Source organism: Streptomyces klenkii, from assembly GCF_003626645.1.
GTDB classification, from domain to species: domain Bacteria; phylum Actinomycetota; class Actinomycetes; order Streptomycetales; family Streptomycetaceae; genus Streptomyces; species Streptomyces klenkii.
In genome coordinates, this window is record NZ_RBAM01000002.1 from 17,865 (window position 1) to 43,009 (window position 25,145).

A 25,145-nucleotide genomic window follows, 5' to 3' on the forward strand; every position below is an offset into this window, starting at 1 on the left:
CCGCTTCCCCTGGTCGCGTCCTGTCCGGGCGCCCCGAAAGGTCTCTTCGTCATGTCCCGAATCACCCGTAAGTCCGCCGCCACCGGCGTCGCCTCCCTGCTCGCCGTCGCCGCCTTCACCGGCCTGACCGGGGCGCCCGCCGCCCACGCCGCCTCCCCGCAGGAGATGCTCGCCTCCGCCGCGCTCGGCGAGCTCGGCAAGGGCCCCTGCGGCAGTGGCGGGTACGAGAACGGCCAGAGCCAGAGCAACAGCTGCGACGGGCACGGTGGCCAGGACCACGCCTGGTGCGCGGACTTCGTCGGCTGGGTGTGGGCCAAGGCCAACATCCGGGGCACGTCCATGCTCACCGACGGCGCCGCGAGCTTCTACGAGTACGGCCAGAAGTACGGCACGCTCTCGGACACCCCGCACGTGGGCGACGCGGTCGTCTACAACTACCGCAACGGTTACGCCGACCACGTCGCCATGGTCACGGACGTCTCCGACGGCCAGGTCACCATCACCGGCGGCAACCAGGGCGGCTACCCCGGCCGCGTCACCAAGGCCAGCACCACGCGCTACGCCGTGGGCAGCGCGCCCTGGGGCCAGCGCATCAGCGGCTACATCTCGCCCAAGTTCCAGGAGGCCAACCCGCCGTCCGTCTCGCTCAAGGGCCTGCCCGGCAAGACCGTCTCCGGCGTGGCCCAGCTGAGCGCCTCGGCGTCGCAGGGCACGTACCCGGTGGCGTCCGTGCAGTACTACGTGGACGGCGAGCCGGTCAGCGACAAGGTGACCAAGGCCCCGTACGGCTTCGCCTTCGACTCCGCGAGCGTGCCGGACGGCAAGCACATCCTGACCGTCGAGGCCACCGACACCGCGGGTACCACCGGCACCACCCGTGCCGAGATCATCACCACCAACGGCGAGTCGAACTCCACCTACAAGGCCGACTTCAACGGCGACGGCAAGGCCGACATCGCCGTGCTGTACAACTACGGTCAGCAGTCCGACGGCAGCAACCGCACGGGCCTGTGGGTCTACTACAGCGAGGGCAAGTCCTTCAGCAACCCCATCAAGGTGTGGGACAACGTGGACGCCGGTTCCGGCAGCTGGAACTGGAGCCGTTCGAAGGTCACCGCGGGTGACTTCGACGGCGACGGCAAGGCCGACATCGGCATCCTCTACAACGGCGGCGAGGACGAGAAGGGCGTCAACCACACGGCCCTGTGGACCTTCAAGAGCAACGGCAAGGGCTTCGACAAGCCGGTGCGCACGTGGGAGAGCGTCGACTCGGGCTCCGGCAGCTGGAACTGGAACCGTTCCAAGGTCACCGCGGGCGACTTCAACGGCGACGGGAAGACCGACGTCGGCATCCTTTACAACGGCGGCGAGGACGAGAAGGGCGTCAACCACACGGCCCTGTGGATGTTCGCCGGCAACGGCAAGGGTCTCGACAAGCCGGTGCGTACGTGGGAGAGCGTGGACGCCGGTACGGGCAGCTGGAACTGGGACCGCAGCAAGGTCGTCGCCGGTGACTTCAACGGCGACGGCAAGGCCGACGTCGGTGTCCTCTACGACAACGGCGAGGACGACAAGGGCGTGAACCACACGGCCCTGTGGACGTTCGCCGGCAACGGCAAGGGCTTCGACAAGCCCAGCCGCGTGTGGGAGAGCGTCGACTCGGGCTCCGGCAGCTGGAACTGGAACCGCTCCAAGCCCGTCGTCGGTGACTTCGACGGCGACGGAAAGGCCGACCTGTCGGTCCTCTACAACCAGGGCCAGACCGAGGACGGGCGCAACAGCACGGCCATCTGGAAGTTCACCAGCACCGGCAACGGCTTCAGCAAGCCCGTCAAGCTCTGGGACAACGGCTCCGACAGCTGGAACTCCGAGGCCAGCAAGCTGGTCGCCGGCGACTACGACGGCGACGGCAAGACCGACCTGGGCGTCCTCTACAACCAGGGCCGGACCGAGGACGGGCGCAACAGCACGGCCGTCTGGAAGTTCACCAGCACCGGCTCCGGCTTCGGCGCCCCCGCCAAGGTCTGGGACAGCATCGACTCCGGTACGGGCAGCTGGAACTGGAAGGCCAGCAAGCTCGGCTGACGCCCGGTAGAGGCCGTCGCGCCTCCCCTCCACGGACCGCGGCGGCGGACCGGACCTTCCTCCGGTCCGCCGCCCGCGGCGTGCTCCCCCTCCTCGCCCGTACCGCCACCGAAACGGACCTTCCCATGTCCCGCCCCGCCCGCCGGCAGACCCTGACCCTCGCGCTCACCGCGATCGCCCTCGCCAGTCCCCTGCTCGTCTCGTCCCCCGCCTCCGCGGCCTCCGTCGCCACCTGGGACAAGGTCGCCCAGTGCGAGAGCGGTGGCGACTGGAGCATCAACACCGGCAACGGCTACTACGGCGGCCTGCAGTTCTCCGCCGACACCTGGCGGGCGTACGGCGGCGCCCAGTACGCGCCCTACGCCCACCAGGCCACCAAGCAGCAGCAGATCCTGATCGCCGAGAAGGTGCTCAAGGGCCAGGGCCCGGGCGCCTGGGGCTGCGCGCCCGGCACCGGCCTCGCGACGGACCACGCCGACCCCTACCCGGACCCCACGCCGCCGGTCTCCAAGGTCACCGGCCCGGCCGGCGGCACCATCGCCACCGGATCGGTGACGCTGAGCGCCTCCGTCTCCGTCGCCGTCGGCAAGCCCGTCAGTGCGACCTTCCTCGTCGACGGCAAGGCCGTGGGGACCGCCAAGGGTTCCGGCCCCTCGTACGACCTGACGCTCGACACCGCCCGCCTGTCCGACGGCCCGCACGCGCTCACCGTCACGGCGGCCGGCGAAGACGGTCAGACCGGCAAGGAATCGGCGTCCGTTCCCTTCTTCGTCGCGAACAAGTCCACCGCGGGCGGCGCCACGGGCGACTTCAACGGGGACGGCAAGGCCGACATCGCCGTCCTCTACAACGAGGGCGAGGACGGCAAGGGAGGCTACCGCTCCGCCCTGTGGACCTTCACGAGCAACGGCAGCGGCTTCAGCAAGCCGGTCAAGCACTGGACGAGCCCGACGAGCTGGAACGGCGATCGCAGCAAGGTCGTCGCCGGTGACTTCAACGGCGACGGCAAGGCGGATGTCGGCGTGCTCTACAACGGCGGCCAGGAGGCCGACGGGAAGAACCGCACCGCCCTGTGGTCCTTCACCAGCACGGGCCAGGGCTTCCGCGAGCCGGTGAAGGCGTGGGACAGCATCGACTCCGGAACTGGCAGCTGGAACTGGGACCGCAGCAAGCCCGTGGCCGGTGACTTCAACGGCGACGGCAAGGCCGACGTCGGCGTCCTGTACACCGAGGGCGAGGACGCCAAGGGCGTCAACCACACGGCGCTGTGGACCTTCACGAGCGACGGCAGCGGCTTCGCCAAGCCGGAGAAGCGCTGGTCGAGCGGCACGAGCTGGAACGGCGATCGCAGCAAGGTCGTCGCCGGTGACTTCAACGGCGACGGCAAGGCGGATGTCGGGGTGCTCTACAACGGCGGCCAGGAGAGCGACGGGAAGAACCGCACCGCCCTGTGGGCCATCCCGTCCACGGGCAGCGGCTTCGGTGACGCCGCGAAGGCGTGGGACAGCATCGACTCCGGAACCGGCAGCTGGAACTGGGACCGCAGCAAGGTCGTCGCGGGCGACTTCAACGGCGACGGCAAGGCCGACGTCGGCGTCCTCTACGACAACGGCGAGGACGGCAAGGGCGTGAACCACACCGCCCTGTGGACGTTCGCCGGCAACGGCAAGGGCTTCGACAAGCCGAACCGGACCTGGGAGAGCGTGGACTCGGGCACGGGCAGCTGGAACGGCGGCCGGAGCAAGGTCACCGTGGGTGACTTCGACGGCGACGGCAAGGCCGACGTCGGTGTCCTCTACAACAACGGCCAGGACTCCGACGGCACCAACCGCACCGCGCTGTGGACCACGGCCGGTACGAAGGGCGCGCTCGACCGCCTTACCAAGGCCTGGACCAGCGAGGACAGCTGGAACTGGTTCCGGAGCGACCTCGCCTGATCCCCGCGTGCAGGCGCCGTAGCGCCCTCCTGTCACCTCTGAGAAAGAAGTGACAGGAGGGCGCTAACGCCGTCATGGGGCGGAATGGGGTCGACATTCTTAGGCTGGAGTGCAGAATCTGCGCTCAGCAACGGAATGTGAGGCTCGGGTGGCAGCAGGCGGGGAGTGCGACGGTCGGTTGCGCGCCGTGGTGGAGCTGGCGCAGGCGATGGCGGCGGCGCGTACCCCGCTGGACACGGTGTCCGCCGCGGCGGAGCGCGTGATGACCGCCCTGGGCGGCAGCTTCGCCGCCGTGTCCGTGTGGGAGCGCGAGCGCGGGCGGCTGCGCGTCCTGGTCAACGCGGGGGAGCTGACCGCGGGCGAGGAGCGCTTCCCGGAGGACGAGTCGTATCCGGTGCACGACTTTCCCGAGATCGCGGAGTTCCTGCACGAGGAGTGGGCGGGCGGCGGCACCGAGCCCCGCGCGTGGGTCGAGAGCATGGACGGGGCCGCGGAGGCCGGTGGCGGGCAGGGCGCGTACCGGCATGAGCGGGTGGCGGCGCTGCGCCGCCGCGGCCGGGGCTGCTGCGTCGTCGCGCCGGTCGTCCTGCACGGGCGGGCCTGGGGCGAGCTGTACGTGGCCCGGCCGCCGGGAGCGGACGCCTTCGACCGTGCGGACGCCGATTTCGCGACCGTCCTGGCGGCCGTGGCGGCCGCGGGGATCGCGCAGACCGAGCGGCTGGAGGAGGTCCGGCGACTGGCCTTCACCGATCCGCTGACCGGGCTCGCCAACCGGCGCGCGGTCGACGCGCGGCTCGACGAGGCCGTCGAGCGGCACCTCGCGGACGGGGTCGTCGTCAGTCTCGTGGTGTGTGATCTCAACGGGCTCAAGCGCGTCAACGACACTCTGGGGCATGCGGTCGGTGACCGTCTGCTGGAGAGGTTCGGCTCCGTGCTGTCGCTGTGCGGCGCGATACTCCCGGGGGCGCTGGCGGCGCGGCTGGGCGGGGACGAGTTCTGCCTGCTGACGGTGGGTCCGGAGGCGGACAAAGTGGTCCGCGTCGCCGCCGAACTGTGCGACCGGGCCGCCGCGTTGGATCTGGGCGAGGGCGTCTCGTGCGGCATCGCGTCGACGGGCGACCCCATCGGTCCGGTGGCCACCGCGCGGCGGCTGTTCCGGCTCGCCGACGCCGCGCAGTACCGGGCGAAGGCGGCGCGGGCGACCGGGCCGGTCGTCGCCGGGCGGGCCGGGGGACCGGCCGACCCCGTGGTCCAGCTCGCCGACCACCCGCCGGCCGCGCCCGTGGCCGAGCGGCGGCGGTTCCGGGGGCGGCGGCCGTGAGGGGCGGCACGGCTGCTGTGAGGGACGGCACGGCCGTCGTGCCGGGCAGCACGGCCGTCGCGGCGGGTACGGGCCCGGATCCGGCATGCGGAACGGGTCCCTACGCGTTGTACCTGACAGGCAACCCATCGGCTATGTACAGGCAGCGATTCAGTCTCTAGGGTGCCTGAATATGGATATGCACACTGTGGTGGTGGGGACAGCCGGGACGACCGCGGAAGACGTGATCGCCGTGGCACGAGGCGCCGCGCGCGTCGTCGTATCGGACGAGGCGCTGGCCGCGGTGGCGCAGTCGCGCCGCGTCATCGACGACCTCGCCGCCAAGCCCGACCCCGTCTACGGCGTCTCCACCGGCTTCGGAGCCCTCGCCGTCCGCCACATCAGCCCCGAGCTGCGCGCCCAGCTCCAGCGCAACATCGTGCGCTCGCACGCCGCCGGCATGGGCCCGCGCGTCGAGCGCGAGGTCGTCCGCGCCCTGATGTTCCTGCGCCTGAAGACCCTCGCCTCGGGCCGCACCGGCGTGCGCCCGCTCGTGGTGGAGACCATGGCGGCCATCCTCAACGCCGGCATCACCCCCGTCGTGCACGAGTACGGCTCGCTGGGCTGCTCCGGCGACCTCGCGCCGCTCTCCCACTGCGCGCTCACGCTCATGGGCGAGGGCGACGCGGAGGGCCCCGACGGCGTCGTCCGCCCGGCCGGGCAGCTCCTCGCCGAGCACGGCATCGAGCCCGTCGAGCTGCGCGAGAAGGAGGGCCTGGCCCTCCTCAACGGCACCGACGGCATGCTCGGCATGCTCGTCATGGCCTGCGCCGACCTCGGCAGGCTGCTGACCTCGGCCGACATCACCGCCGCCCTGTCGCTGGAGGCCCTGCTCGGCACCGAGAAGGTCCTCGCGCCCGAGCTGCACGCCATCCGGCCCCACCCGGGCCAGGGCGCCAGCGCCGACAACATGCTGCGCGTCCTCGCCGGCTCCGGACTGACCGGGCACCACCAGGACGACGCGCCGCGCGTCCAGGACGCGTACTCCATCCGCTGCGCCCCGCAGGTCGCCGGCGCCGGCCGCGACACCCTCGCGCACGCCCGCCTCGTCGCCGACCGCGAGCTCGCCTCCGCCGTCGACAACCCGGTGGTCCTGCCCGACGGTCGCGTCGAGTCCAACGGCAACTTCCACGGCGCGCCCGTCGCCTACGTCCTGGACTTCCTCGCCATCGCCGCCGCCGACCTCGCCTCCATCGCGGAGCGGCGCACCGACCGGCTGCTCGACAAGAACCGCTCGCACGGCCTGCCGCCGTTCCTCGCGGGCGACGCCGGCGTCGACTCCGGCCTGATGATCGCGCAGTACACGCAGGCCGCGCTCGTCAGCGAGATGAAGCGGCTGGCCGTCCCCGCTTCGGTGGACTCCATCCCCTCCTCCGCCATGCAGGAGGACCACGTCTCCATGGGCTGGTCGGCCGCCCGCAAGCTCCGTACGGCCGTGGCCGCCCTCGCGCGCGTCATCGCCGTGGAGCTCGTCGCCGCGACCCGCGGCGTCGAACTGCGCGAGGGCCTCACCCCCTCGCCCGCCACGCAGGCCGTCCTCAAGGCCGTACGCGCGGCGGGTGTGGAAGGCCCCGGCGGGGACCGCTTCCTCGCGCCGGACCTGGCGCGCGCGGAGGAGTTCGTACGGGCCGGGAAGCTCGTCGAAGCGGTTGAACCCGTAACCGGTCCGCTGGCGTAAGCGCGTGGCCGCTCGTAGCCGCCCGTGACTCCTGAGGTAAAGCCTTAAGTAAAGAAGGTAAAAATTGGTCAGCGGTTCGCCGTGCGCGTCCTGCGCACGGCGGCCGTCACCAGCGCGCCGCCCGCCGCCACGAACGCAACTCCCCCGAATACGTAGGGAGTGGTGTCCACGCTGCCCGAGTCGGCGAGGGAAAGGTGCTGCTCAGCGGCCTGCGCGGGCTGCGCGGAGGGCGCCGGGCGCGGCGCGGGGCGCTCCGCCCGCTCGGTCGTCGCGTTCGCGGTCGGCATGAACCACACCGCACACAGGAGCGACCCTGCGGCGACGGCGGTCAGCAGCGGTCGGTGTGCGGTCACGGACGAATCCCCCTTGGTGCGGCGGAGATTGGGGGCGCGGCGCGGCCGCCTCCCCCGGGCTGACTCGATGTCAGTGACCCGATGGTAGTGATACGAACGGCCGGGAGGAAGCCGTGGGGTTTCCGTCGGTCACCGCCGCCCCGCGCGCCGCGGACCGCCCCGCCGTCACCGGCCGCCCCGCTATCATGGCGCCCCTCCGAGGTGAGCAGGCAGGCGTGGCCTTCCCCACATTCTCCAGGGGTGTGGAACGGACGAACCGGTGCAGGCGTTCCTTGAAGTAGTAGCCGGGAATCGTGCTGCCCCACGGTTCGGCTCGGGGATAGGGGCCGCAGGAGCAATGGAGAAGCGTGTGATGACGTACGGCAAGCGCCGCAAGGCCCTCGCGGCCGCGGCCGCTGTGCTCGGCGGTGTTCTGACCCTCGCCGCCTGCGGCGGCGATGACGACGGCGGCAAGAGCAGCTCCAGCAGCAGCGGCAAGGAGCAGAACAAGGTCGATGCCGCGGCCGCGAAGGAAGCCTCCAAGGCGCAGATCAAGATCGCCCAGAAGGACGGCTCGACCAACGCGGGCATCACGGCGGACAACGCCAAGGTCACCGTCAGTGACGGCACTCTCACGAGTGTCAAGATGACGACGGACAAGGGCGCTCCGGTCGAGGGCACGATATCGCCCGACAAGACGTCGTGGCAGCCCAAGGCGCAGCTCGAGCGCTCGACCAAGTACAAGATCGTCGTCGAGGCCGTGGACTCCGCCAACCGCAAGGCCACGGAGAACTCCTCGTTCACCACCGTCTCGCCCACCAACAGCTTCATCGGCTCGTTCACGCCGGAGGACGGCTCGACCGTCGGCGTCGGCATGCCCGTGTCGATCAACTTCGACAAGCCGATCAAGGACCGCAAGGCCGTCCAGTCGCACATCGAGGTGAATTCGAGCAGCGGCCAGAAGGTCGTGGGCCACTGGTTCGGTGACCAGCGCATCGACTTCCGCCCGCAGGACTACTGGAAGGCCAACTCCGAGGTCACCCTGAAGCTCGCGCTCGACGGCGTCGAGGGTGCCCCGGGCGTCAAGGGCGTCCAGCAGAAGACCATCTCCTTCAAGGTCGGTCACTCCCAGGTCTCCACGGTCGACACCAAGACCCACCAGATGACGGTCGTCCGGGACGGCAAGACCATCAAGACCATCCCGATCTCGGCCGGCAGCCCCGAGAACCCCACGTACAACGGCAAGATGGTGATCTCCGAGAAGTTCAAGGAGACCCGGATGGACGGCTCCACCGTCGGCTTCACCAAGGGCGACGGCAAGGGCGAGTACGACATCAAGGACGTGCCGCACGCCATGCGGCTGTCCACGTCGGGCACGTTCATCCACGGCAACTACTGGGGCAGCGGCATCTTCGGAACCGCGAACACCAGCCACGGCTGCATCGGCCTCCAGGACAAGCAGGGCGCCGACGACCCCAACACCTCCGGTGCCTGGTTCTTCTCCAACTCCCAGGTCGGTGACGTCGTCGAGGTGAAGAACTCGCCCGACAAGACCATCGCCCCGGAGAACGGCCTCAACGGCTGGAACATGGACTGGAGCGCGTGGGTGGCGGGCAGCGCCACGGGCGCGTGACCCCTCCGGGCAGGTAAGCGGTATTTCCAGGGCGGTGGCCCCCACGGGAGTGGGGGCCACCGCCTTTTCGGTTCTGTGCGGCTTGACGGTGGGAGCCGTAAATCCGCACGACAAGCGGCAGCGTGATCCGTACCGTGCGCAGGATGAGCGACCTTCCGCGACCGGGCGTCGTCGAGCGCCTGAGCAGCACCCCTTCCGAGACCGAGATCGACGCCTGGCACGCCGTCGTCACCGCCGCCCACCGCCACGACATGCCGGCGGGCGTGCCCGGGCCGGGGCGGGTGGAGACGGCCGGGCAGCTGCGGGTGCCCGCGGCGCGCAGCCGGATCGTCCGGCTGGCCGTGCCGGCGCCCGGCGGGGACGGGGACGGCTACGCCGGGGTCGCCCTGATCCGGCTCTTCGAGGACGACGTGAACCGCAGGACCGCCTGGATCGGGCGGCTCGCCGTCCGGCCCGACCAGCGGCGCCGCGGCGTCGGCAGCCTGCTGTGGCACGAGATACGGGCGGTCCTGGAGCGCGAGCGGCGGGACTCGGTGAGCCTGGAGCTGGAAATCGGCAGCGTGGGCGAGCAGTTCGCCAAGGAGCGCGGGTTCGAATGCGGGTTGCAGCTCGTGCTGTACGTGCAGCGGATCGCAGACGAGGACGGTGGCGAGGCCGGTGATGAGGCCGGTGATGAGATCGGGGCTCCCGAGCTTCCCGACGGATACCGCTTCGTGGAGTGGACGGGGGTCGTTCCCGCCGCGAACGCCGCCCTCTTCGCCGGGGTCCGCAACGCCATGGCCGACGCCCCCATGGGCGAGCTGGACCAGCAGCCCATGCGGTGGGACGCGGAGAGCATCACCGCGGCCCAGCGCGGCTTCGTGGAGCGCGGCGGGCACCTGTTCACCGTCACCGTCGCCGCGCCCGACGGCACGTACGCCGCCCTCACCGAGGTGGGCGTGCGCTCCCCGGGCGACCTGCGCGCCCAGCAGTACGAGACCGCCGTCGCCCCCGCCCACCGCGGCCTCGGCCTCGGACGGGCCGTCAAGCTCCGCATGGTGCAGCTCCTGCGCGCGCAGGAGACGCCCGTACGGGAGATCTGCACGCACGTCGCCGACGACAACGGCCCGATGCGGGCCGTCAACAAGCTGCTCGGCTACCGGCCGGAGCGGTCCGTGGGGATCTTCCAGGCGAAGGTGAAGTAGCGACGGTGTTGTAGCGCCCGGTTCCGGAACGATCTTCGCGCCTTGTTCGTCCACTTCTCGGACGGCTGCGGCCTCGCCTCCCGGGGACTCCCCCGGACCGCCTGCGGAATGGTAGCCTCCGCCCGCTGACCTGGGCGGTAACACCTGGTGCAGCGGGCGTCACGGACAATGGACCGTACCGGCGCCGAACCGGCGCCGTATCGCGGTGAACCCGTCGTCCGACGCGGTGGTCCGTCATGCGTCATGCAAGGAAGAGAGTCCCGTGGCCGAACGCAGCAAGCAGCAGGGCCGTCGGCAGGACCGGCAGGAGGACGCCGCCCTGCTGGACACCGTCGAGGAGGCGCTCGCCTCTCTCCGCGCGCACGGCCCGGACACCCTCGACGACGCCCTCTACGCCGCCGCCTCGGCCCTGGCCTCCGCCCCCGCCGGCTGGGAGGCCCTCAGCCGCGCCGTCGTGCGCACCGCCTCCGCGACCGTACGCGGCTGCTGGGAGCGCGGCTGGCAGCCGGCCGACGTGATCCGGATCGCGCGGCGGGAACTCGGCCCGGTCGAGGTGCGGTTCGCCGTCGCGGCGGTGGCCGCCGAGGCGCGGCGCTACGCCTCCGACACCCTCGGCGCGCGCTGGACCGCGCAGCTGCACGACCTTCAGGCGCGGGTGTGGTGGGACGACGACGAGGCCTTCCTGGAAGGCTTCGCGCAGCGCGAGCGCCTCAGCCGCTTCGAGACGGTCGCGTGCGCGCTCGGCGCGCTGCGGCTGGCCGCCCTGCTGCCGCGGACGGGCGCGGTCGGGCCGCTGCCCGGCGCCGCGTACGCCCGGCCGGGCGCGCCCGTCGAGCCGCGCGTCCTGGGCCGGATCCGCGGGCTGCTGGCCAAGGCCGAGTCCACGGACTTCCCCGAGGAGGCCGAGGCCCTCTCCGCCAAGGCCCAGGAGCTCATGGCCCGGCACTCCATGGACGAGGCGCTGCTGGCCGCCCACGCGGACGGGGCCGCCGCCGACGGGCCCGGGGCCTGCCGGATCGGCGTCGAGGGCCCGTACGAGTCGGCGAAGGCGCTGCTGCTGGACGCGGTGGCCGGCGCGAACCACTGCCAGGCGGTCTGGTCCGCCGACCACTGCTTCTCCACCGTCGTCGGCTTCGACGCCGACCTGGAGCTGGTGGAGCTCATGTACACGTCCCTGCTGGTCCAGGCCACCACCGCCATGAACCGGGCCGCCGACGCGCATCACGCGGGCGGGCGCTCGCGCCGTACCCGCGACTTCCGCGAGTCCTTCCTGATCGCCTACGCGTCCCGGATCGGCGAACGGCTCGCGGCGGCGGTGCGGGACGCGACCGCCGAGGCCGTCGCGCAGGAGGCGCGGCCCGAGGTGCTGCCCGTGCTCGCCGCGCGTGACCTCGCCGTCGGCGAGACCGCCGAGCGGCTCTTCCCGCAGACCACGTCGCACCGGCTGCGGGGGCGCGACGCGGACGGCTGGGCGCGGGGCGCGGAGGCGGCGGACGCGGCGGAGCTGGGGGAGCGCTAGCGGTCCGCGGGCGCGAAGTACGTCCCCGGCGGCACCCCCACACCCCTGCGGAACGCCGCCACGAACGCGCTCGGCGACCCGTAGCCGACGCGCCGCGCCACGGCCGAGACCGTCGCGCCCGCCGCCAGCATCGGCATCGCGGCCTGGAGCCGCAGCTGCGTGCGCCACTGCCCGTACGTCATGCCCGTACCGGTGACGAAGGCCCGCGCGAGCGTCCGGGCGCTCGCGCCCACGACCGCGCCCCACTCCGCGAGCGTGCGCCCGTCCGAGGGGTCCGCGCGGAGGGCCTCCGCGATGCGGCGGGCGCGGGGGTCGGCGGGCAGCGGGGCGCGGACGGTCGTCACGGAGACCGGGCGGAGGAGGTCGAGGACGACGTCCTCGGCGCGCTGCCGGGGCTCCGCGGGGAGGGCCTCCGGAGCCTGCGCCAGGTAGGTGATCAGCTCCCTTAAGAGGCCGGAAACCGGCACGACTTGGGGCTCGTCCCAGGTCAGCGGGCAGCGGTCCGGCCAGAAGTAGAGGCTGCGGAGGAGCGCGGCCGAGGTCGCGCCCGTGGAGTGCGGGGTGCCCGCGGGGATCCACAGCGCGACGGTGGACGGCAGCACCCACGTACGGCCGGAGGCGCGCACGGCCAGGACGCCGTGGGGCGCCCAGGCGAGCTGGTGCGCCGGGTGCTGGTGGCTCGCGAACCACTCGCCGTCGTCGAGGGGGAAGCTGGCGACGGCCACGGCGGCGCCGGGCGGATTGATGAGGCGGGGGAGCGGCTGCGACTGTCCGTTTGGCGACATGAGTTGACCTCCTGGCCCGTATCCGACACCACCCTCCTCTTCCTAGCCTCGACGCATGCCGATGAACCTCATCCACCGCCGCCTGTGCTCCTCCGACCGATGGTTCCGCGCGACCCGGGACGAACTCCTGCCCTGGGCCCTGGAAGACGTCCCGCTGGGCGAGGACTGCCTGGAGATCGGGCCGGGTTACGGGGCGACGACGCGGGTCCTCGTGCGGAAGGCCGGGAGGCTGAGCGTCGTGGAGTCGGACGCGTCGTACGCGGCCCGGCTGCGGCTGCTCTTCGGCGACCGCGTCGACGTCATCTACGGGGACGGCGCCGACATCCCGCTGCCGGACGGGCGCTTCGACTCGGTCGCCTGCTTCACGATGCTCCACCACGTCCCGACCCTGACCGCCCAGAACAGCCTCTTCGCCGAGGCCTACCGCGTGCTGCGCCCCGGCGGCGTCTTCGCCGGCTGCGACGCCCTCAGCAGCCGCAGCTTCCGGCTGATCCACATCGGCGACACGTGCGTCCCGGTGCCACCGGAGACCCTGGAGGCCCGGCTGCGGCTGGCGGGCTTCGAGGACTGCACGGTGACGGTGGGGAAGGGGAGTTTCCGCTTCGTGGCACGGAAGTGACGGTGGGGGCGGGGCTAGGGTCGGTGCATGAACGCCGTCATAGCCGCCATGATCACCGCCGTCGTCGGTGTCCTCGGCACCCTCTTCGCCCCCTTGCTGTCCCAGCAGATGACGACGCGTCAGCGCGAGGCGGCGGCCGCGGCCGAGGCGGAGAGGCGCCGCTTCGAGGAGCGCCGGGCCGCGTACACGGCCATGAACCGTGCCTCGCGGCAGTTTCACACGCTCCTCAAGGACACGCTGCACCGCCTGCGCGACGGCGTCTGCACCGACCAGGACCGCGCTCAGCTGGAAGAGGCCCGGCTCGACCACCGTGACCGGTACGCCGAGGCGCTGATGATCGTCCCGGAAGCGGTCATGATCGCGTCGCGCGACGTCAACCGCGTGCTCGCGGCGGCGGACGCGGCGGCGAAGCGGATCGACCGCGGCCGCGCCCTGGAGGGCGAGACTCCGGAGGCAGTCCTCGTCGCGCTCAAGGAGGCGAAGCCGCGGCTGACGGAAATGCAGCGGGTGATGAGGCGGGATTTGGGAGTGGAGGACTGAGGGCCTGAGGCTGGGGCCGATTGTTCGGCGCGTGCCGCACAGGGGACGGCGCGCGGGGCCGCTGGTGGCGGGGGCCACACTGGCGGGTATGCCGCACGACGCCGACTTCTCCGCCCGCCTGACCGCCGCCGCCGACTGGCTCGACGCCGCGATCGGGGCCCGGCAGAAAGGCGACGGGGAGATGAACGACACGGAGCGGCGCATCCTCGCCGACCTGGTCGCCGCAACCAACCCGCTGCACGGCGGCAGCTTGCTGCCCCACACCGGGGACTTCCTGTACGTCCGCATCGGCCGCATCACCAACTGGGCCGGCGCCCTCCGCCTCGCCGCGCGCGCCGACGGCTGGGAGCTCTTCCCGGTGGCGGGCCGGGACCCGGCGGACCTCGCCCGGCCCGCCGGCATGGCCGACCTGCTGTCCGGCGTCTACGCACTCGCCGAACAGGGCGAACAGTGGCAGGAACTCCTCCTGGCCACGGCACGCACCGTGCGGCGGGGGCAGTCCCTGGCGCGGGAGATCGAGGCACGTCACCCGCGCCTCGAAGAAGAACTCGCGGCGACCGGGGCCTTCTTCACGGGCCCGGGCTCCGTGGAGGACCTCCCCCTCTTCCTCCGCTGAGCCGCACCGTAAAGTGCCCCGTCATGAACGGCCTCACCTTCCGCCGCGCGGGCGAACACGACCTGACCGAACTCACCCGGCTCCGCGACGACGCCGCGCGCTGGCAGATCGGTCGCGGCATCGACCAGTGGAAGCCGGGAGAGCTCGGCGAGGACCACTTCCGGGCGCGCCTTGCGGACGGCGAGGTCTGGATCGCCACCCGCGACCCCGGCCCCGGCGGTCCCGGCGTCGGCTCCGGCGGTCCCGTCGCCGGGGCCTGGGAGCTGTGGTGGGACGACCCGGCGGCCTGGGGTGCCCAGCCGCCGGTCGCCGGCTACGTTCACCGCCTCATGACCGACCGCCGCACCGCCGCGCCCGGCACCGGCCGCCACCTGCTCGCCGAGGCCGAACGCCGTATCGCCGCGGCCGGCCGGACCCTGTGTCGGCTGGACTGCCTGAGCAGCAACGCGCGGCTGCGCGACTACTACGAGGCCGCGGGCTACACGGTCGTCGGCGAACAGCGGGCGAAGGACGGCGGCCTGGGCGGCACGTACACGGTGACCCTCCTGGAGAAGAGCCTCTGAGGCGGGAGCCTTCCGCTCAGCCGGATGCTTTGAGAGCTTGGACGCCCGGTGCGCACTGCCGGCGCAGCGTGGCGAGTTCGCCGGGCGGAAGCCGCAGCGCGGTGCCCCGGTGGCGCGCGTCGAGCATTGCGCACCCGGTGTCGAGCCATTGCGGGAGCGGTTCGACGCCGAAGAACGCCGCAATGCGGCTGAGTTCGCGGCGCGGTGCGTCGAGCAGGTCCTCGTAAGCGAGTGACACCCACTGTTCCTGAGGCAACCGGCTGAGGTGGTCCACCGCCTCGGTGACGAGCTGCGACCACAACGCCCCGAACTCCGCCAGGGGTAGGTGCCGGTCCAGGACCAGCGCCGGATCGAAGGGGACGTCCAGCAGACCCGCCAGCTCCGGGGGCAGGGACCGCACCTGTTCCCCGGTCAGCGGGCCGGCAGGCGCGGCACCCGTCCGGGCCAGGATCTCGCGCTGGAGGAGGATGAGCCGGAACCCCGCATGCCGGCTCATGGAAAGCGCACAGTCCGGACCGTCGCGGAACATGTGCACGAACTTCGCCCCGGGGAAAGCCGCGTGCAATTGCGGGACCCTGTGCCCCGAGTAGCCGGACCGCTCGACGACGGCCGCCCGCCCGAACCGCGCGCACAGCACGTCGAACAGCTCTGCGTGGTGCTCGGGGGCCGTGCGGCGAGGCCACGTGGTCACCGTCCCCTTGAGCTCTTCGAGGAGCCCGTCCGGGTCGTCCGTGAGATGCGGCAGCGCCATGAGCGACAGGGCCGGAATCCCCGCACCCTCTTCCCCGCGCCGCGCCGCCCGGGGATGGAGGAACTCGGGGATCGGCATCCCGCTCCGCACCATGGAATCGAACGCGGGATGAGGATCCGCGACCAGCCGCCAGAACTCGGCCCCGTCAACCGCCCGGCCGGGCAGCGCCCGCGAACCGACCGATGCCCAGAACTCATTGAGACTGAGCACGTCCGGATGAGCATGCACGATCCGGGACAGAGCAGTAGACCCGCACCGCCCGGACCCGACAACAAAGGTCACACTACGCATACCCCCGCCTACCCCCGATCCCCTCCCGGCATGCCGCACCCGGGGCGACGCCCCGGCCGCGTCTTCCAGTCCTCCTTTCCCACGCGTACCGTGCTGCCCCGTCTCCGACACGAGAGGGGCACCATCGTGAAGGCTGTGGACAGACGCACCGTGCTGCGCGCGGGAGCGGGGGCGGGGCTCGCCGCGGGGTTATGGGCGCCGGCCGGGAGGGCCGCGGCGGCGGGAGGGAGCGAGGGCCGCGACTGGGGCGGTCTGAAGCGACTGCTCGGCGGGCGGCTGTACTTCCCCGGTGACCCCCGGTTCGCGCCGCTGAACATGCCGGCCAACCACTCCTACTCCCACCGCGTCCCGGCGGCCATCGCCTGCCCGCGCAGCCACGAGGAAGTGCTCGCGACGGTCGAATGGGCGGGCCGGCACGCCATCGGCGTCGTCCCGCGCGGCGGCGGCCACAGCTACGCCGGCTACTCGACGTCGGACGGCGGCCTCCTGGTCCACCTGGGCGGCATGCGCGACGTGACGGTGAACGGCACGACCCTCACCGTCGGGGCCGGCGCCCGCGAACTCGACGTGTACGCGGCGCTGAAGGACACGGGCCTGCTGCTGCCCGGCGGGCGGTGCCCGGAGGTCGGCGTCGGCGGCCTGGTGCTGGGCGGCGGCATCGGCCCGGCCACCCGCGCCTACGGCCTGACCTGCGACAGCCTCACCGGCACCACCGTCGTGACGGGCGACGCGTACACCGCGCGCTGCGACGAGAACAGCAACTCCGAGCTGTTCTGGGCGTGCCGCGGAGGGGCGGGCGGCAACTTCGGGATCAACACCTCGTTCACGTTCACCCTGCACCCGGTCCGCCGCGCGACGGCCTGGTACGACCTGTCATGGGCCTGGAAGGACGCGGCACCCGCCCTGAAGAGGCTCGCCGAACTGATCGCGGAGCCCCGCTACCGGAAGAGCCTCACCTGCCAGTTCGGCCTCCGGACGGCCGGAGAGCGGCGCGTCTACGCCCAGGGGCTCTGCTTCGGCTCCGAGCGCTCCGAGCACCCCGAGCAGACCCTGCGCACACTCGTCACCCGGCTGCGGCCGCGGCGGAGCGCCACCGGCACGGCCGGCATCTGGGAGTGCATGCGCCGCTTCCACGAGACCCCGCCGGGAGACCCGTACGCCGCCGGCTCGATCGTGGCCGGAAAGGACCTCGGCGCGTCCGTCGTCGACGAGCTCGTCGACTCGCTCGGCAGCTGGAAGGCCGCGTCACCGGATTCCCGGGCGGCCGTCTCCTTCTTCGCGATGGGCGGCGCGGACGCGGCGCTGCGCCCCGCGGACACCGCGTACGTCCACCGTGACGCCACCGTCATCGTGGACCTGGCCGCGCACTGGTCGGACGCGGACCCGGCGCCGGTGCCCGACGCCAACAGGCAGCAGCTGCAAGCGCTCTACCGCTCGCTGAGCAGGCACCTGGGCACGGACGCCTACCAGAACTTCCCCGACCCGGGGCTCAGGAACTGGCAGACCGCCTACTACGGCGGGAACTACGCGAGGCTTCAGACGGTCAAGAGGACCGTCGACCCCGCGCGGCTGTTCACGTACCCGCAGGGCATCGCCCCCACCCCGTAGCGGGAGCGTTCACGCACGGCCCCCGGACCGAAGCCGGGGGCCGTCATCCGTCAGCCGAGGCGCCGCACCAGCGCCCGGTACTCGTCCCACAGCTCCTTCGGCGTGTGCTCGCCGAACGTGTTCAGGTGCTCGGGGATGAGCGCGGCCTCTTCGCGCCACACGTCCTCGTCCACCGTGAGCAGCAGGTCGAGGTCCTCGTCGGAGATGTCCAGGCCCCGGGTGTCGAGGGCCTCGCGGGTCGGCAGGATGCCGATGGGGGTCTCGACGCCGTCGGCGCGGCCGTCGAGGCGGTCGACGATCCACTTCAGGACGCGGCTGTTGTCACCGAAGCCCGGCCACACGAAGCGGCCGTCCGCGTCCTTGCGGAACCAGTTGACGTAGAAGATCTTCGGGAGCAGGGACGCGTCCCGGTCCTGGCCGACCTTGATCCAGTGGCCCATGTAGTCGCCCATGTTGTAGCCGCAGAACGGCAGCATGGCGAACGGGTCGCGGCGCAGCTCGCCGACCTTGCCCTCGGCGGCGGCGGTCTTCTCGGAGGCGACGTTGGCGCCGAGGAAGACGCCGTGCTGCCAGTCGAAGGACTCGGTCACCAGCGGGACGGCGGAGGCGCGGCGGCCGCCGAAGAGGATCGCCGAGATCGGCACGCCCTTGGGGTCCTCCCACTCGGGCGCGATGATCGGGCACTGCGAGGCGGGCACGGTGAAGCGGGCGTTGGGGTGGGCGGCCGGGGTGTCCGAGGCCGGGGTCCAGTCGTTGCCCTTCCAGTCCGTCAGGTGGGCGGGCTGCTCCTCGGTCATGCCCTCCCACCACACGTCGCCGTCGTCGGTGAGGGCGACGTTGGTGAAGACGGAGTTGCCCCAGAGGGTCTTCATGGCGTTGGCGTTGGTGTGCTCGCCGGTGCCGGGGGCGACGCCGAAGAAGCCGGCCTCGGGGTTGATGGCGTAGAGGCGGCCGTCCTCGCCGAAGCGCATCCAGGCGATGTCGTCGCCGATGGTCTCCACCGTCCAGCCGGAGACGGTGGGCTCCAGCATGGCGAGGTTGGTCTTGCCGCAGGCGGACGGGAAGGCCGCGGCGACGTACTTGGACTCGCCCTGGGGCGGGGTGAGCTTGAGGATGAGCATGTGCTCGGCGAGCCAGCCCTCGTCGCGGGCCATCACGGACGCGATGCGCAGCGCGTAGCACTTCTTGCCGAGCAGGGCGTTGCCGCCGTAGCCGGAGCCGTAGGACCAGATCTCGCGGTCCTCGGGGAAGTGCGAGATGTACTTGGTGGGGTTGCAGGGCCAGGCGACGTCGGCCTCGCCCTCGGCGAGCGGCGCGCCGAGGGTGTGGACGGCCTTGACGAAGAAGCCGTCGGTGCCGAGCTCGTCGAGGACGGCCTGACCCATGCGGGTCATGGTGCGCATGGAGACGGCGACGTAGGCCGAGTCGGTGATCTCGACGCCGATGGCGGACAGCGGGGAGCCGACCGGGCCCATGCAGAAGGGCACGACGTACATGGTGCGGCCGCGCATGGAGCCGCGGAAGATGCCGCCCTGGTCGTCCTTGCCCTGGAAGACCTCGCGCATCTCGGCGGGGGCCTTCCAGTGGTTGGTCGGGCCGGCGTCCTCCTCCCGCTCGGAACAGATGAACGTGCGGTCCTCGACGCGCGCCACGTCAGTGGGGTCGGAGGCGGCGTAGTACGAGTTGGGGCGCTTGACCGGGTCGAGCTTCTTGAAGGTGCCCTTGGCGACGAGCTCCTCGCACAGGCGCTCGTACTCCGCCTCGGATCCGTCGCACCAGACCACGCGGTCCGGCTGAGTGAGGGCGGCGATCTCGTCGACCCAGGAGATCAGCTCCTGGTGCTGGGTGGGGGTGGTGGGAGCCGCACTGCTGCGCGCCACGATCGCTCCGTCCCGCCGGAAACCACGCTGCCCCGGCGTAGAGATTGAGGGTTGAACGGGCCCTCCCGGCGCTCGGCGCACGGAAAAGCCCGCTTCGTCGTTGTCTGCCCCTTGGGGGCTGCGACCCAGACGCTTCGTGACCGCTCATCCGGTGCCGCCCGCACTCATTTGATCATCCGACTCCGTTTACGTTCTGTCCAGGGGGCGCTCCCGTGACCATCGCCACGTGATACTGATCCGTAACTTACGGTGGCGTAGGTAGCATGACGTGCATGACTCCCGCGCCCGACGCAGCGCCTCCCGCGCTCACCGCGCCCGCCGGCGCCGCGGCAGCAGCAGCCCTCCCCGCCGATGCTGCCCATTCCGCCGCCTCCCCGCCCGCCGAGCCGCCGATCCCGGTCAAGCCGCGCCTCCGCGGCTGGCTGCACGCGGGCATGTTCCCCGCCGTGCTGATCGCCGGCGTCTTCCTGACCGCCCTCGCCGACAGCACCCGCGGCCGGATCGCCTGCGCGGTCTACGTCCTCACCGCGGGATCGCTCTTCGGCGTCAGCGCCCTCTACCACCGGGGCAACTGGAGCCCGCGCGTCAACGCCGTGCTGCGCCGCCTCGACCACGCGAACATCTTCCTGATCATCGCCGGTACGTACACTCCGCTGACGATGCTGCTGGTCCCCGGCGGCCGGGGGCAGGTGCTCCTGTGGGCCGTGTGGGCGGCCGCGGCGACGGGCATCGCCTTCCGCGTCTTCTGGCTCGGCGCCCCGCGCTGGCTCTACATCCCCTGCTACATCGCCATGGGCTGGGCAGCGGTCTTCTTCCTGCCCGACTTCCTGCGCAAGGGCGGCATCGCCGTCCTCGTCCTGGTGGTCATCGGGGGGCTGCTCTACAGCGTGGGCGGCGTCATCTACGGCATCAAGCGGCCGAATCCGTCACCGCGCTGGTTCGGCTTCCACGAGGTCTTCCACTCGCTCACGCTGGCGGCGTTCACCGTGCACTACGTCGGCATCTCGTTGGTGGCGTACACCCACACCTGAGGCGCCGCTGCCCACGGCGACGGCCGCGAACGAACGGCCGCGACCCACCCACGGGTCGCGGCCGTTTCTCGTGTCCGTACGCCCGTACGGGCCGGGCGTCACCCGCGCAGCTTCTCCGCCAGCTCCGCCGGGTCCGTCGTCGGCGCGTCGCACACGAAGCCCCGGCAGACGTACGCGACCGCCCGCCCGTCCGCCAGCGGCCGGTTCGCCAGCAGCGGCACCTCCACGGCAGCGGGGTCGGAGGCCGACGGCGGGGCGCCGACGGCGACGGCCAGGCCGGGCGCCGTGGACAGCAGGGCGGTGCGGTGCAGGACGGCCGTCGCCGGGTCCTCGGGCAGGCCCACCACGGCGGCCTCGCGCGGCCCGTCGAGCAGCGCCTCGGCCACCGCCAGGCCCCAGCTGATGAAGCGCGGCGCCTTCGGGCCCAGCGCCCGGACGACGCCGAGCGCCCGCTCGGCGGCCTCGCGGTGCAGGGTGCTTCCGGTGTACGCGGCGTACGTCAGCAGCGCGCCGCAGGCGGCGGTCCAGCCGGACGGCGCGGCGTTGTCCGTCGGGTCCTGGGGGCGCCGGATGAGGGCCTCGGCGTCGTCGGCGGTGTCGAAGAGGGAGCCGTCCGGGCCGGAGAAGCGGGTGAGAACCGTGTCCAGGAGGAGGCCCGCGAAGTCCACCCACACGCCCTCGCCGGTGACGGCACTCAGCGCGAGGAAGCCCTCGGCGACGTCCGCGTAGTCCTCCAGGACGCCCGCGTGGGCGCCTGCCGTGCCGTCGAGGGAGGTGCGGAAGAGCCGGGCGTGCCAGTCCATGTGCGTACGGACGAGCAGGTCGGCGGCGTCCGTGGCGGCCTGGACGAGGTCCGGCCGGTCGAAGAAGGCGCCCGTTTCGGCCAGCGCGGCGATCGCCAGCCCGTTCCAGGCGGCCACCACCTTGTCGTCGCGGCCGGGCCGGGGCCGCTGCTCGCGCGCCGCGAGCAGCCTGCGGCGCACCGAGTCGAGCTTGCCGGCGTCCAGGAGCTGCTCGGAGTCCGGGAGCTGGAGGACGGAGGCGCCCTCCTCGAAGGTGCCCTCCTCGGTGACGCCGAAGTGGGCCGCCGCGAGCAGCGCGTCCTCCTCGCCGAGCACCTCGCGCAGCTGCTGCGGCGTCCACACGTAGTACGCGCCCTCGGCGTGGCGGCCCGTCCCGTCGTCGCTGTCCGCGTCCAGGGCCGAGGCGAAGCCGCCCTGCTCGGTGCGCATCTCGCGGACCAGGAAGCCGGCGGTCTCCAGCGCCACCCGGCGGGCGAGCTCCGAGCCCGTGGCCCGCCACAGGTGCGCGTAGGCGCGGCAGAGCAGGGCGTTGTCGTAGAGCATCTTCTCGAAGTGCGGCACCACCCACTCCGCGTCGACGGAGTAGCGCGCGAAGCCGCCGCCCAGCTGGTCGTAGATGCCGCCCCGGGCCATCGCCTCGCAGGTCGCCTGCACCATCTCCAGGGCGCCCTCGGAGCCCGTACGGGCGTGGTGGCGCAGCAGGAACTCCAGCGCCATGGACGGCGGGAACTTCGGGGCCCCGCCGAAGCCGCCGCGCACCGCGTCGAACTCGCGGGTCAGCCCCAGCAGCGCCGCGCCCAGGTCCTCGGCGGCGGGCGGCTGCGCGGGCGCTTCCTTGTCCGCAGGGACGCCGAGGGCGAGCGTGCGCTCGGAGAGGTCGCGCACGATGCGGCCCGCGACCTGCCCGACCTCGTCGCGGCGGTCCCGCCACGCGGCCCGCACGCCCTCCAGGACCTGCGGGAAGCCCGGCATGCCGTGCCGCGGCGCGGGTGGGAAGTACGTGCCGAAGTAGAACGGCTCGGCCTCCGGCGTCAGGAATACCGTCATGGGCCAGCCGCCCCGGCCCGTCGCGGCCTGCACGGCCTCCATGTACACGGCGTCGACGTCGGGCCGCTCCTCGCGGTCGACCTTGACGGCGACGAAGTGCTCGTTGAGGAGCGCGGCGGTCGCGTCGTCCTCGAAGGACTCGTGCGCCATCACGTGGCACCAGTGGCAGCTGGAATAGCCGACGCTCAGCAGCACCGGCACGTTCCGGCGCCGGGCCTCGGCGAAGGCCTCGGGCGACCACGGCCACCAGTCGACCGGGTTGTCGGCGTGCTGGAGGAGGTAGGGGGACGTCTCGTGCGCCAGGCGGTTGGGCATGGGCCCATCCTTGCGCACGGTGCGCCCTCCCGGGCGGGTGGCCGTGGGGCCGTGTCAGTCCCGGGCCGGTCCGGCGGTGCCGGGCCGGCCCCCGGTCGTCAGGAGGACTTCGGGGCGGCGGCCGGAGCCGCGGCGGCGGCCTCGGCGTCCGGGGACTCCTCGAAGTCCACCCGCTTCATGTGCTTGTTCATGCTCTTCATCAGGAACCACACCGCCACGCCGATGACGGCGAAGACGATGAAGCCGAGGACACCCGGGGTGACCTTGTTCTTGTCGAGTTCTTCGGCGAGCGGCACCAGCTGGGCGGCGGCGAGGGAGCTCATCATGGGGTCAATTGTTGCGGATGCCCGCGAAGAGGTCGTCCTCGGGGAGGGACGTGCCGACGACGGACTTCGCCAGCTCGTACTCCTCGGTCGGCCAGATCTCCCGCTGGAGGTCCAGCGGCACGCGGAACCAGCCGCCGTCCGGGTCGATCTGCGTGGCGTGCGCGATCAGCGCCTTATCGCGGATCTCGAAGAAGTCACCGCACGGAACGTAGGTGGTCAGCGTGCGCTCGCGGCCCATGGTGTGCCAGCGCTCCAGCCACTCCCCGTACGGGGACTCCATGCCGCGCTCCAGCAGCGCCTCGTGCAGCGCCTGGGTGCGCGGCCGGTTGAAGCCCTGGTTGTAGTAGAGCTTCAGCGGCTGCCACGGCTCGCCGGCCTCGGGGTAGCGGGAGGCGTCGCCGGCCGCCTCGAAGGCCACCATCGAGATCTTGTGCGTCATGATGTGGTCGGGGTGCGGGTAGCCGCCGTTCTCGTCGTACGTGGTGACCACGTGCGGACGGAACTCGCGGATGAGCTTCACCAGCCGCCCGGCCGCCTCGTCCACGTCCTGGAGGGCGAAGCAGCCCTCCGGCAGCGGCGGCAGCGGGTCGCCCTCCGGCAGGCCGGAGTCGACGAATCCCAGCCACTCCTGCTTGACGCCCAGGATGTCGCGCGCCTCGGCCATCTCCTTGGCGCGGACCTCGTGGATGTTCTTCTCGATGTACGGGTCGCCCTGGAGCTTGGGGTTGAGGATGGAGCCGCGCTCGCCGCCCGTGCAGGTGGCCACCAGCACGTCCACCCCCTCGGACACGTACTTGGCCATCGTGGCCGCGCCCTTGCTCGACTCGTCGTCGGGGTGGGCATGCACGGCCATCAGTCGCAGCTGCTCAGTCAAGGCTCGATCCTCAGTCACTGGTCATGGCCCGTCTTATCGGTGTGTCGGGGCGCCTCCTATAGTGACCGAAGCGGGAGTCGTTTCATTCCGAGTTCTCCCGAGCGGCACCGACCCGGAGGAAAGATCATGGCTGCGGCACGCGAGGGGCTGCCCGACGGTCGCTACGGCCGCTCGGCGGACGCGCGCGCGGACCGCAAGCTCAAGATCGTCGGGGCGGTGCTGGGCGCCGGGCTGCTGGGCGTGATCGCCTGGTCCGGGATCCACTACATCACCAAGACGGACGTCAGCGGCCAGCTCATCCGCTCGAAGACGGTCTCGGACAGCGCCGTGCAGGCGGTCCTGGAGATCCGCAAGGACAAGGACCAGACCGGCGTGTGCACGCTGCGCTCGCTCGGCGCCGACGGCTCCGAGGTCGGCCGCAAGGACGTCACGCTGGACCGCCGCGAGGAGCACTTCACCGAGTCCGTCACGATCCGTACGACGCAGCACGCGGCGGCCACGGAGCTGGAGGGCTGCCAGACGCGGTCGGGGCGCTGACGCCCGTACCGCCCGCCGTATCGCCTGCCGTGCCGCCCGCCCGGCGTCCAGGGGCGCTGACGCGCCGCAGCTGATCCGGTACGGTCCGCGCAGGCCTCGCTGACCTGCGTTGACGCGATTCTTGCGCGATTTCTCCCGTTTGCTTCTTCCCCCTCTCCGGACCCAATTGTTAGGCTCGTGGTTTCGCCCCGCTTTGAAGGTGCACCCTTCTGAGTAGGGCGTTCATTTGTTATCGCGATGTATCCCAAGCATTTCCCCAGTACCGACGAGGAGCACCTGTGACCCAGACCAGCGACAACGTCACCTGGCTGACTCAGGAGGCGTACGACCAGCTCAAGGCCGAGCTGGAGTACCTGTCTGGTCCCGCTCGCACCGAGATCGCGACCAAGATCGCGGCCGCGCGCGAGGAGGGTGACCTGCGAGAGAACGGCGGGTACCACGCGGCCAAGGAGGAGCAGGGCAAGCAGGAGCTCCGCGTGCGCCAGCTCACCCAGCTGCTGGAGAACGCGAAGGTCGGCGAGGCCCCGGCGGCCACCGGCGTCGTCGCGCCCGGCATGGTGGTGACCATCGCCTTCGACGGTGACGTGGACGACACCATGGAGTTCCTCCTCGCCTCCCGCGAGTACGCCAGCTCGGACATCGAGACGTACTCGCCGCAGTCCCCGCTGGGCTCCGGCGTCAACGGCAAGAAGATCGGCGAGGACGCCCAGTACGAGCTGCCGAACGGCAAGAAGGCCATGGTCCGCATCCTGGAGGCCAAGCCGTACAGCGGCTGACCGGCCCCGGGCGCATGCCTGCCGAAGGCCCGGCCGTCCCCTGCGGGGGGTGGCC

General features: G+C 72.0%; 22 protein-coding genes. 15 read left to right on the plus strand and 7 right to left on the minus strand.

Features of this window, described 5'->3' with window-relative positions; all coding sequences use genetic code 11:
- Positions 1-51 precede the first annotated feature (51 nt).
- The 4 genes from D7231_RS03465 to hutH all read left to right on the plus strand — a co-directional run bounded on the left by D7231_RS03465 (position 52) and on the right by hutH (position 7,060).
- Entirely contained in the window at positions 52-2,085 is a 2,034-nt protein-coding gene (locus D7231_RS03465) for an FG-GAP-like repeat-containing protein (RefSeq protein ID WP_120753963.1), read from the plus strand.
- 125 nt (positions 2,086-2,210) lie between these two features.
- Positions 2,211-4,022 (plus strand): transglycosylase family protein, encoded by a 1,812-nt coding sequence (locus D7231_RS03470; protein ID WP_120753964.1) that lies wholly within the window; start codon positions 2,211-2,213, stop codon positions 4,020-4,022.
- Positions 4,023-4,230: 208 nt separating this feature from the next.
- Positions 4,231-5,343, plus strand: coding sequence for a GGDEF domain-containing protein (locus tag D7231_RS03475; protein ID WP_120753965.1), 1,113 nt, complete (start codon positions 4,231-4,233; stop codon positions 5,341-5,343).
- Between the two features lie 172 nt (positions 5,344-5,515).
- The gene (hutH, locus tag D7231_RS03480; protein WP_194962712.1) at positions 5,516-7,060 is read left to right on the plus strand and encodes a histidine ammonia-lyase; all 1,545 of its coding nucleotides are present in this window, start codon (positions 5,516-5,518) and stop codon (positions 7,058-7,060) included.
- 68 nt (positions 7,061-7,128) lie between these two features.
- On the opposite strand, the gene D7231_RS03485 is transcribed toward hutH, so the two are convergent.
- Entirely contained in the window at positions 7,129-7,413 is a 285-nt protein-coding gene (locus D7231_RS03485; RefSeq protein ID WP_120753444.1) for a hypothetical protein, read from the minus strand.
- 337 nt (positions 7,414-7,750) lie between these two features.
- On the opposite strand from D7231_RS03485, the gene D7231_RS03490 reads away from it, so the two are divergent.
- The 3 genes from D7231_RS03490 (at position 7,751) to D7231_RS03500 (ending at position 11,728) form a co-directional block, all read left to right on the plus strand.
- Complete coding sequence (locus tag D7231_RS03490; protein ID WP_120753445.1) at positions 7,751-9,025, plus strand: L,D-transpeptidase; 1,275 nt, start codon at positions 7,751-7,753, stop codon at positions 9,023-9,025.
- Positions 9,026-9,168: 143 nt separating this feature from the next.
- Complete coding sequence (locus tag D7231_RS03495; protein WP_147449682.1) at positions 9,169-10,209, plus strand: GNAT family N-acetyltransferase; 1,041 nt, start codon at positions 9,169-9,171, stop codon at positions 10,207-10,209.
- A gap of 262 nt (positions 10,210-10,471) precedes the next feature.
- On the plus strand, positions 10,472-11,728 hold the full coding sequence (locus tag D7231_RS03500) for a DUF2786 domain-containing protein (RefSeq protein WP_241999552.1): 1,257 nt from the start codon (positions 10,472-10,474) through the stop codon (positions 11,726-11,728).
- On the opposite strand, the gene D7231_RS03505 is transcribed toward D7231_RS03500, so the two are convergent.
- The gene (locus tag D7231_RS03505) at positions 11,725-12,513 is read right to left on the minus strand and encodes an AraC family transcriptional regulator (RefSeq protein WP_120753447.1); all 789 of its coding nucleotides are present in this window, start codon (positions 12,511-12,513) and stop codon (positions 11,725-11,727) included. The genes D7231_RS03500 and D7231_RS03505 overlap by 4 nt on opposite strands.
- Positions 12,514-12,568: 55 nt before the next feature.
- On the opposite strand from D7231_RS03505, the gene D7231_RS03510 reads away from it, so the two are divergent.
- From D7231_RS03510 to D7231_RS03525, 4 genes are all read left to right on the plus strand, one after another.
- Entirely contained in the window at positions 12,569-13,132 is a 564-nt protein-coding gene (locus D7231_RS03510; RefSeq protein ID WP_241999553.1) for a class I SAM-dependent methyltransferase, read from the plus strand.
- 27 nt (positions 13,133-13,159) lie between these two features.
- The gene (locus tag D7231_RS03515) at positions 13,160-13,672 is read left to right on the plus strand and encodes a hypothetical protein (RefSeq protein WP_120753449.1); all 513 of its coding nucleotides are present in this window, start codon (positions 13,160-13,162) and stop codon (positions 13,670-13,672) included.
- An 88-nt stretch (positions 13,673-13,760) separates the two neighbouring features.
- Positions 13,761-14,288: a hypothetical protein gene (locus tag D7231_RS03520; protein WP_120753450.1), complete on the plus strand. Its 528-nt coding sequence runs from the start codon at positions 13,761-13,763 to the stop codon at positions 14,286-14,288.
- A 23-nt stretch (positions 14,289-14,311) separates the two neighbouring features.
- Entirely contained in the window at positions 14,312-14,851 is a 540-nt protein-coding gene (locus D7231_RS03525; protein ID WP_120753451.1) for a GNAT family N-acetyltransferase, read from the plus strand.
- A 16-nt stretch (positions 14,852-14,867) separates the two neighbouring features.
- On the opposite strand, the gene D7231_RS03530 is transcribed toward D7231_RS03525, so the two are convergent.
- On the minus strand, positions 14,868-15,893 hold the full coding sequence (locus D7231_RS03530; RefSeq protein ID WP_120753452.1) for a sulfotransferase family protein: 1,026 nt from the start codon (positions 15,891-15,893) through the stop codon (positions 14,868-14,870).
- 135 nt (positions 15,894-16,028) lie between these two features.
- Here D7231_RS03530 and D7231_RS03535 point away from each other — a divergent pair, with 135 nt between their 5' ends.
- The gene (locus D7231_RS03535) at positions 16,029-17,501 is read left to right on the plus strand and encodes an FAD-binding oxidoreductase (protein ID WP_120753453.1); all 1,473 of its coding nucleotides are present in this window, start codon (positions 16,029-16,031) and stop codon (positions 17,499-17,501) included.
- 50 nt (positions 17,502-17,551) lie between these two features.
- Here D7231_RS03535 and D7231_RS03540 read toward each other — a convergent pair whose 3' ends face one another.
- Positions 17,552-19,381 (minus strand): phosphoenolpyruvate carboxykinase (GTP), encoded by a 1,830-nt coding sequence (locus D7231_RS03540; RefSeq protein ID WP_120753454.1) that lies wholly within the window; start codon positions 19,379-19,381, stop codon positions 17,552-17,554.
- Positions 19,382-19,653: 272 nt separating this feature from the next.
- Here D7231_RS03540 and trhA point away from each other — a divergent pair, with 272 nt between their 5' ends.
- The gene (gene trhA / locus D7231_RS03545) at positions 19,654-20,412 is read left to right on the plus strand and encodes a PAQR family membrane homeostasis protein TrhA (protein ID WP_120753455.1); all 759 of its coding nucleotides are present in this window, start codon (positions 19,654-19,656) and stop codon (positions 20,410-20,412) included.
- Between the two features lie 98 nt (positions 20,413-20,510).
- Here the strand turns inward: trhA and D7231_RS03550 are convergent, their stop codons facing one another.
- The 3 genes from D7231_RS03550 to mca form a co-directional block, all read right to left on the minus strand.
- A complete protein-coding gene (locus D7231_RS03550) occupies positions 20,511-22,577 on the minus strand; it encodes a thioredoxin domain-containing protein (protein ID WP_120753456.1) in 2,067 nt (688 codons plus the stop codon).
- Positions 22,578-22,675: 98 nt separating this feature from the next.
- A complete protein-coding gene (locus tag D7231_RS03555) occupies positions 22,676-22,903 on the minus strand; it encodes a hypothetical protein (protein WP_120753457.1) in 228 nt (75 codons plus the stop codon).
- Between the two features lie 4 nt (positions 22,904-22,907).
- A complete protein-coding gene (mca, locus tag D7231_RS03560; protein WP_120753458.1) occupies positions 22,908-23,777 on the minus strand; it encodes a mycothiol conjugate amidase Mca in 870 nt (289 codons plus the stop codon).
- 126 nt (positions 23,778-23,903) lie between these two features.
- Here mca and D7231_RS03565 point away from each other — a divergent pair, with 126 nt between their 5' ends.
- Together D7231_RS03565 and greA are read left to right on the plus strand one after the other, a co-directional pair.
- Positions 23,904-24,314, plus strand: coding sequence for a DUF4307 domain-containing protein (locus D7231_RS03565; protein WP_120753459.1), 411 nt, complete (start codon positions 23,904-23,906; stop codon positions 24,312-24,314).
- Between the two features lie 278 nt (positions 24,315-24,592).
- Positions 24,593-25,090 (plus strand): transcription elongation factor GreA, encoded by a 498-nt coding sequence (gene greA, locus D7231_RS03570; protein WP_120753460.1) that lies wholly within the window; start codon positions 24,593-24,595, stop codon positions 25,088-25,090.
- Positions 25,091-25,145: the final 55 nt, after the last annotated feature.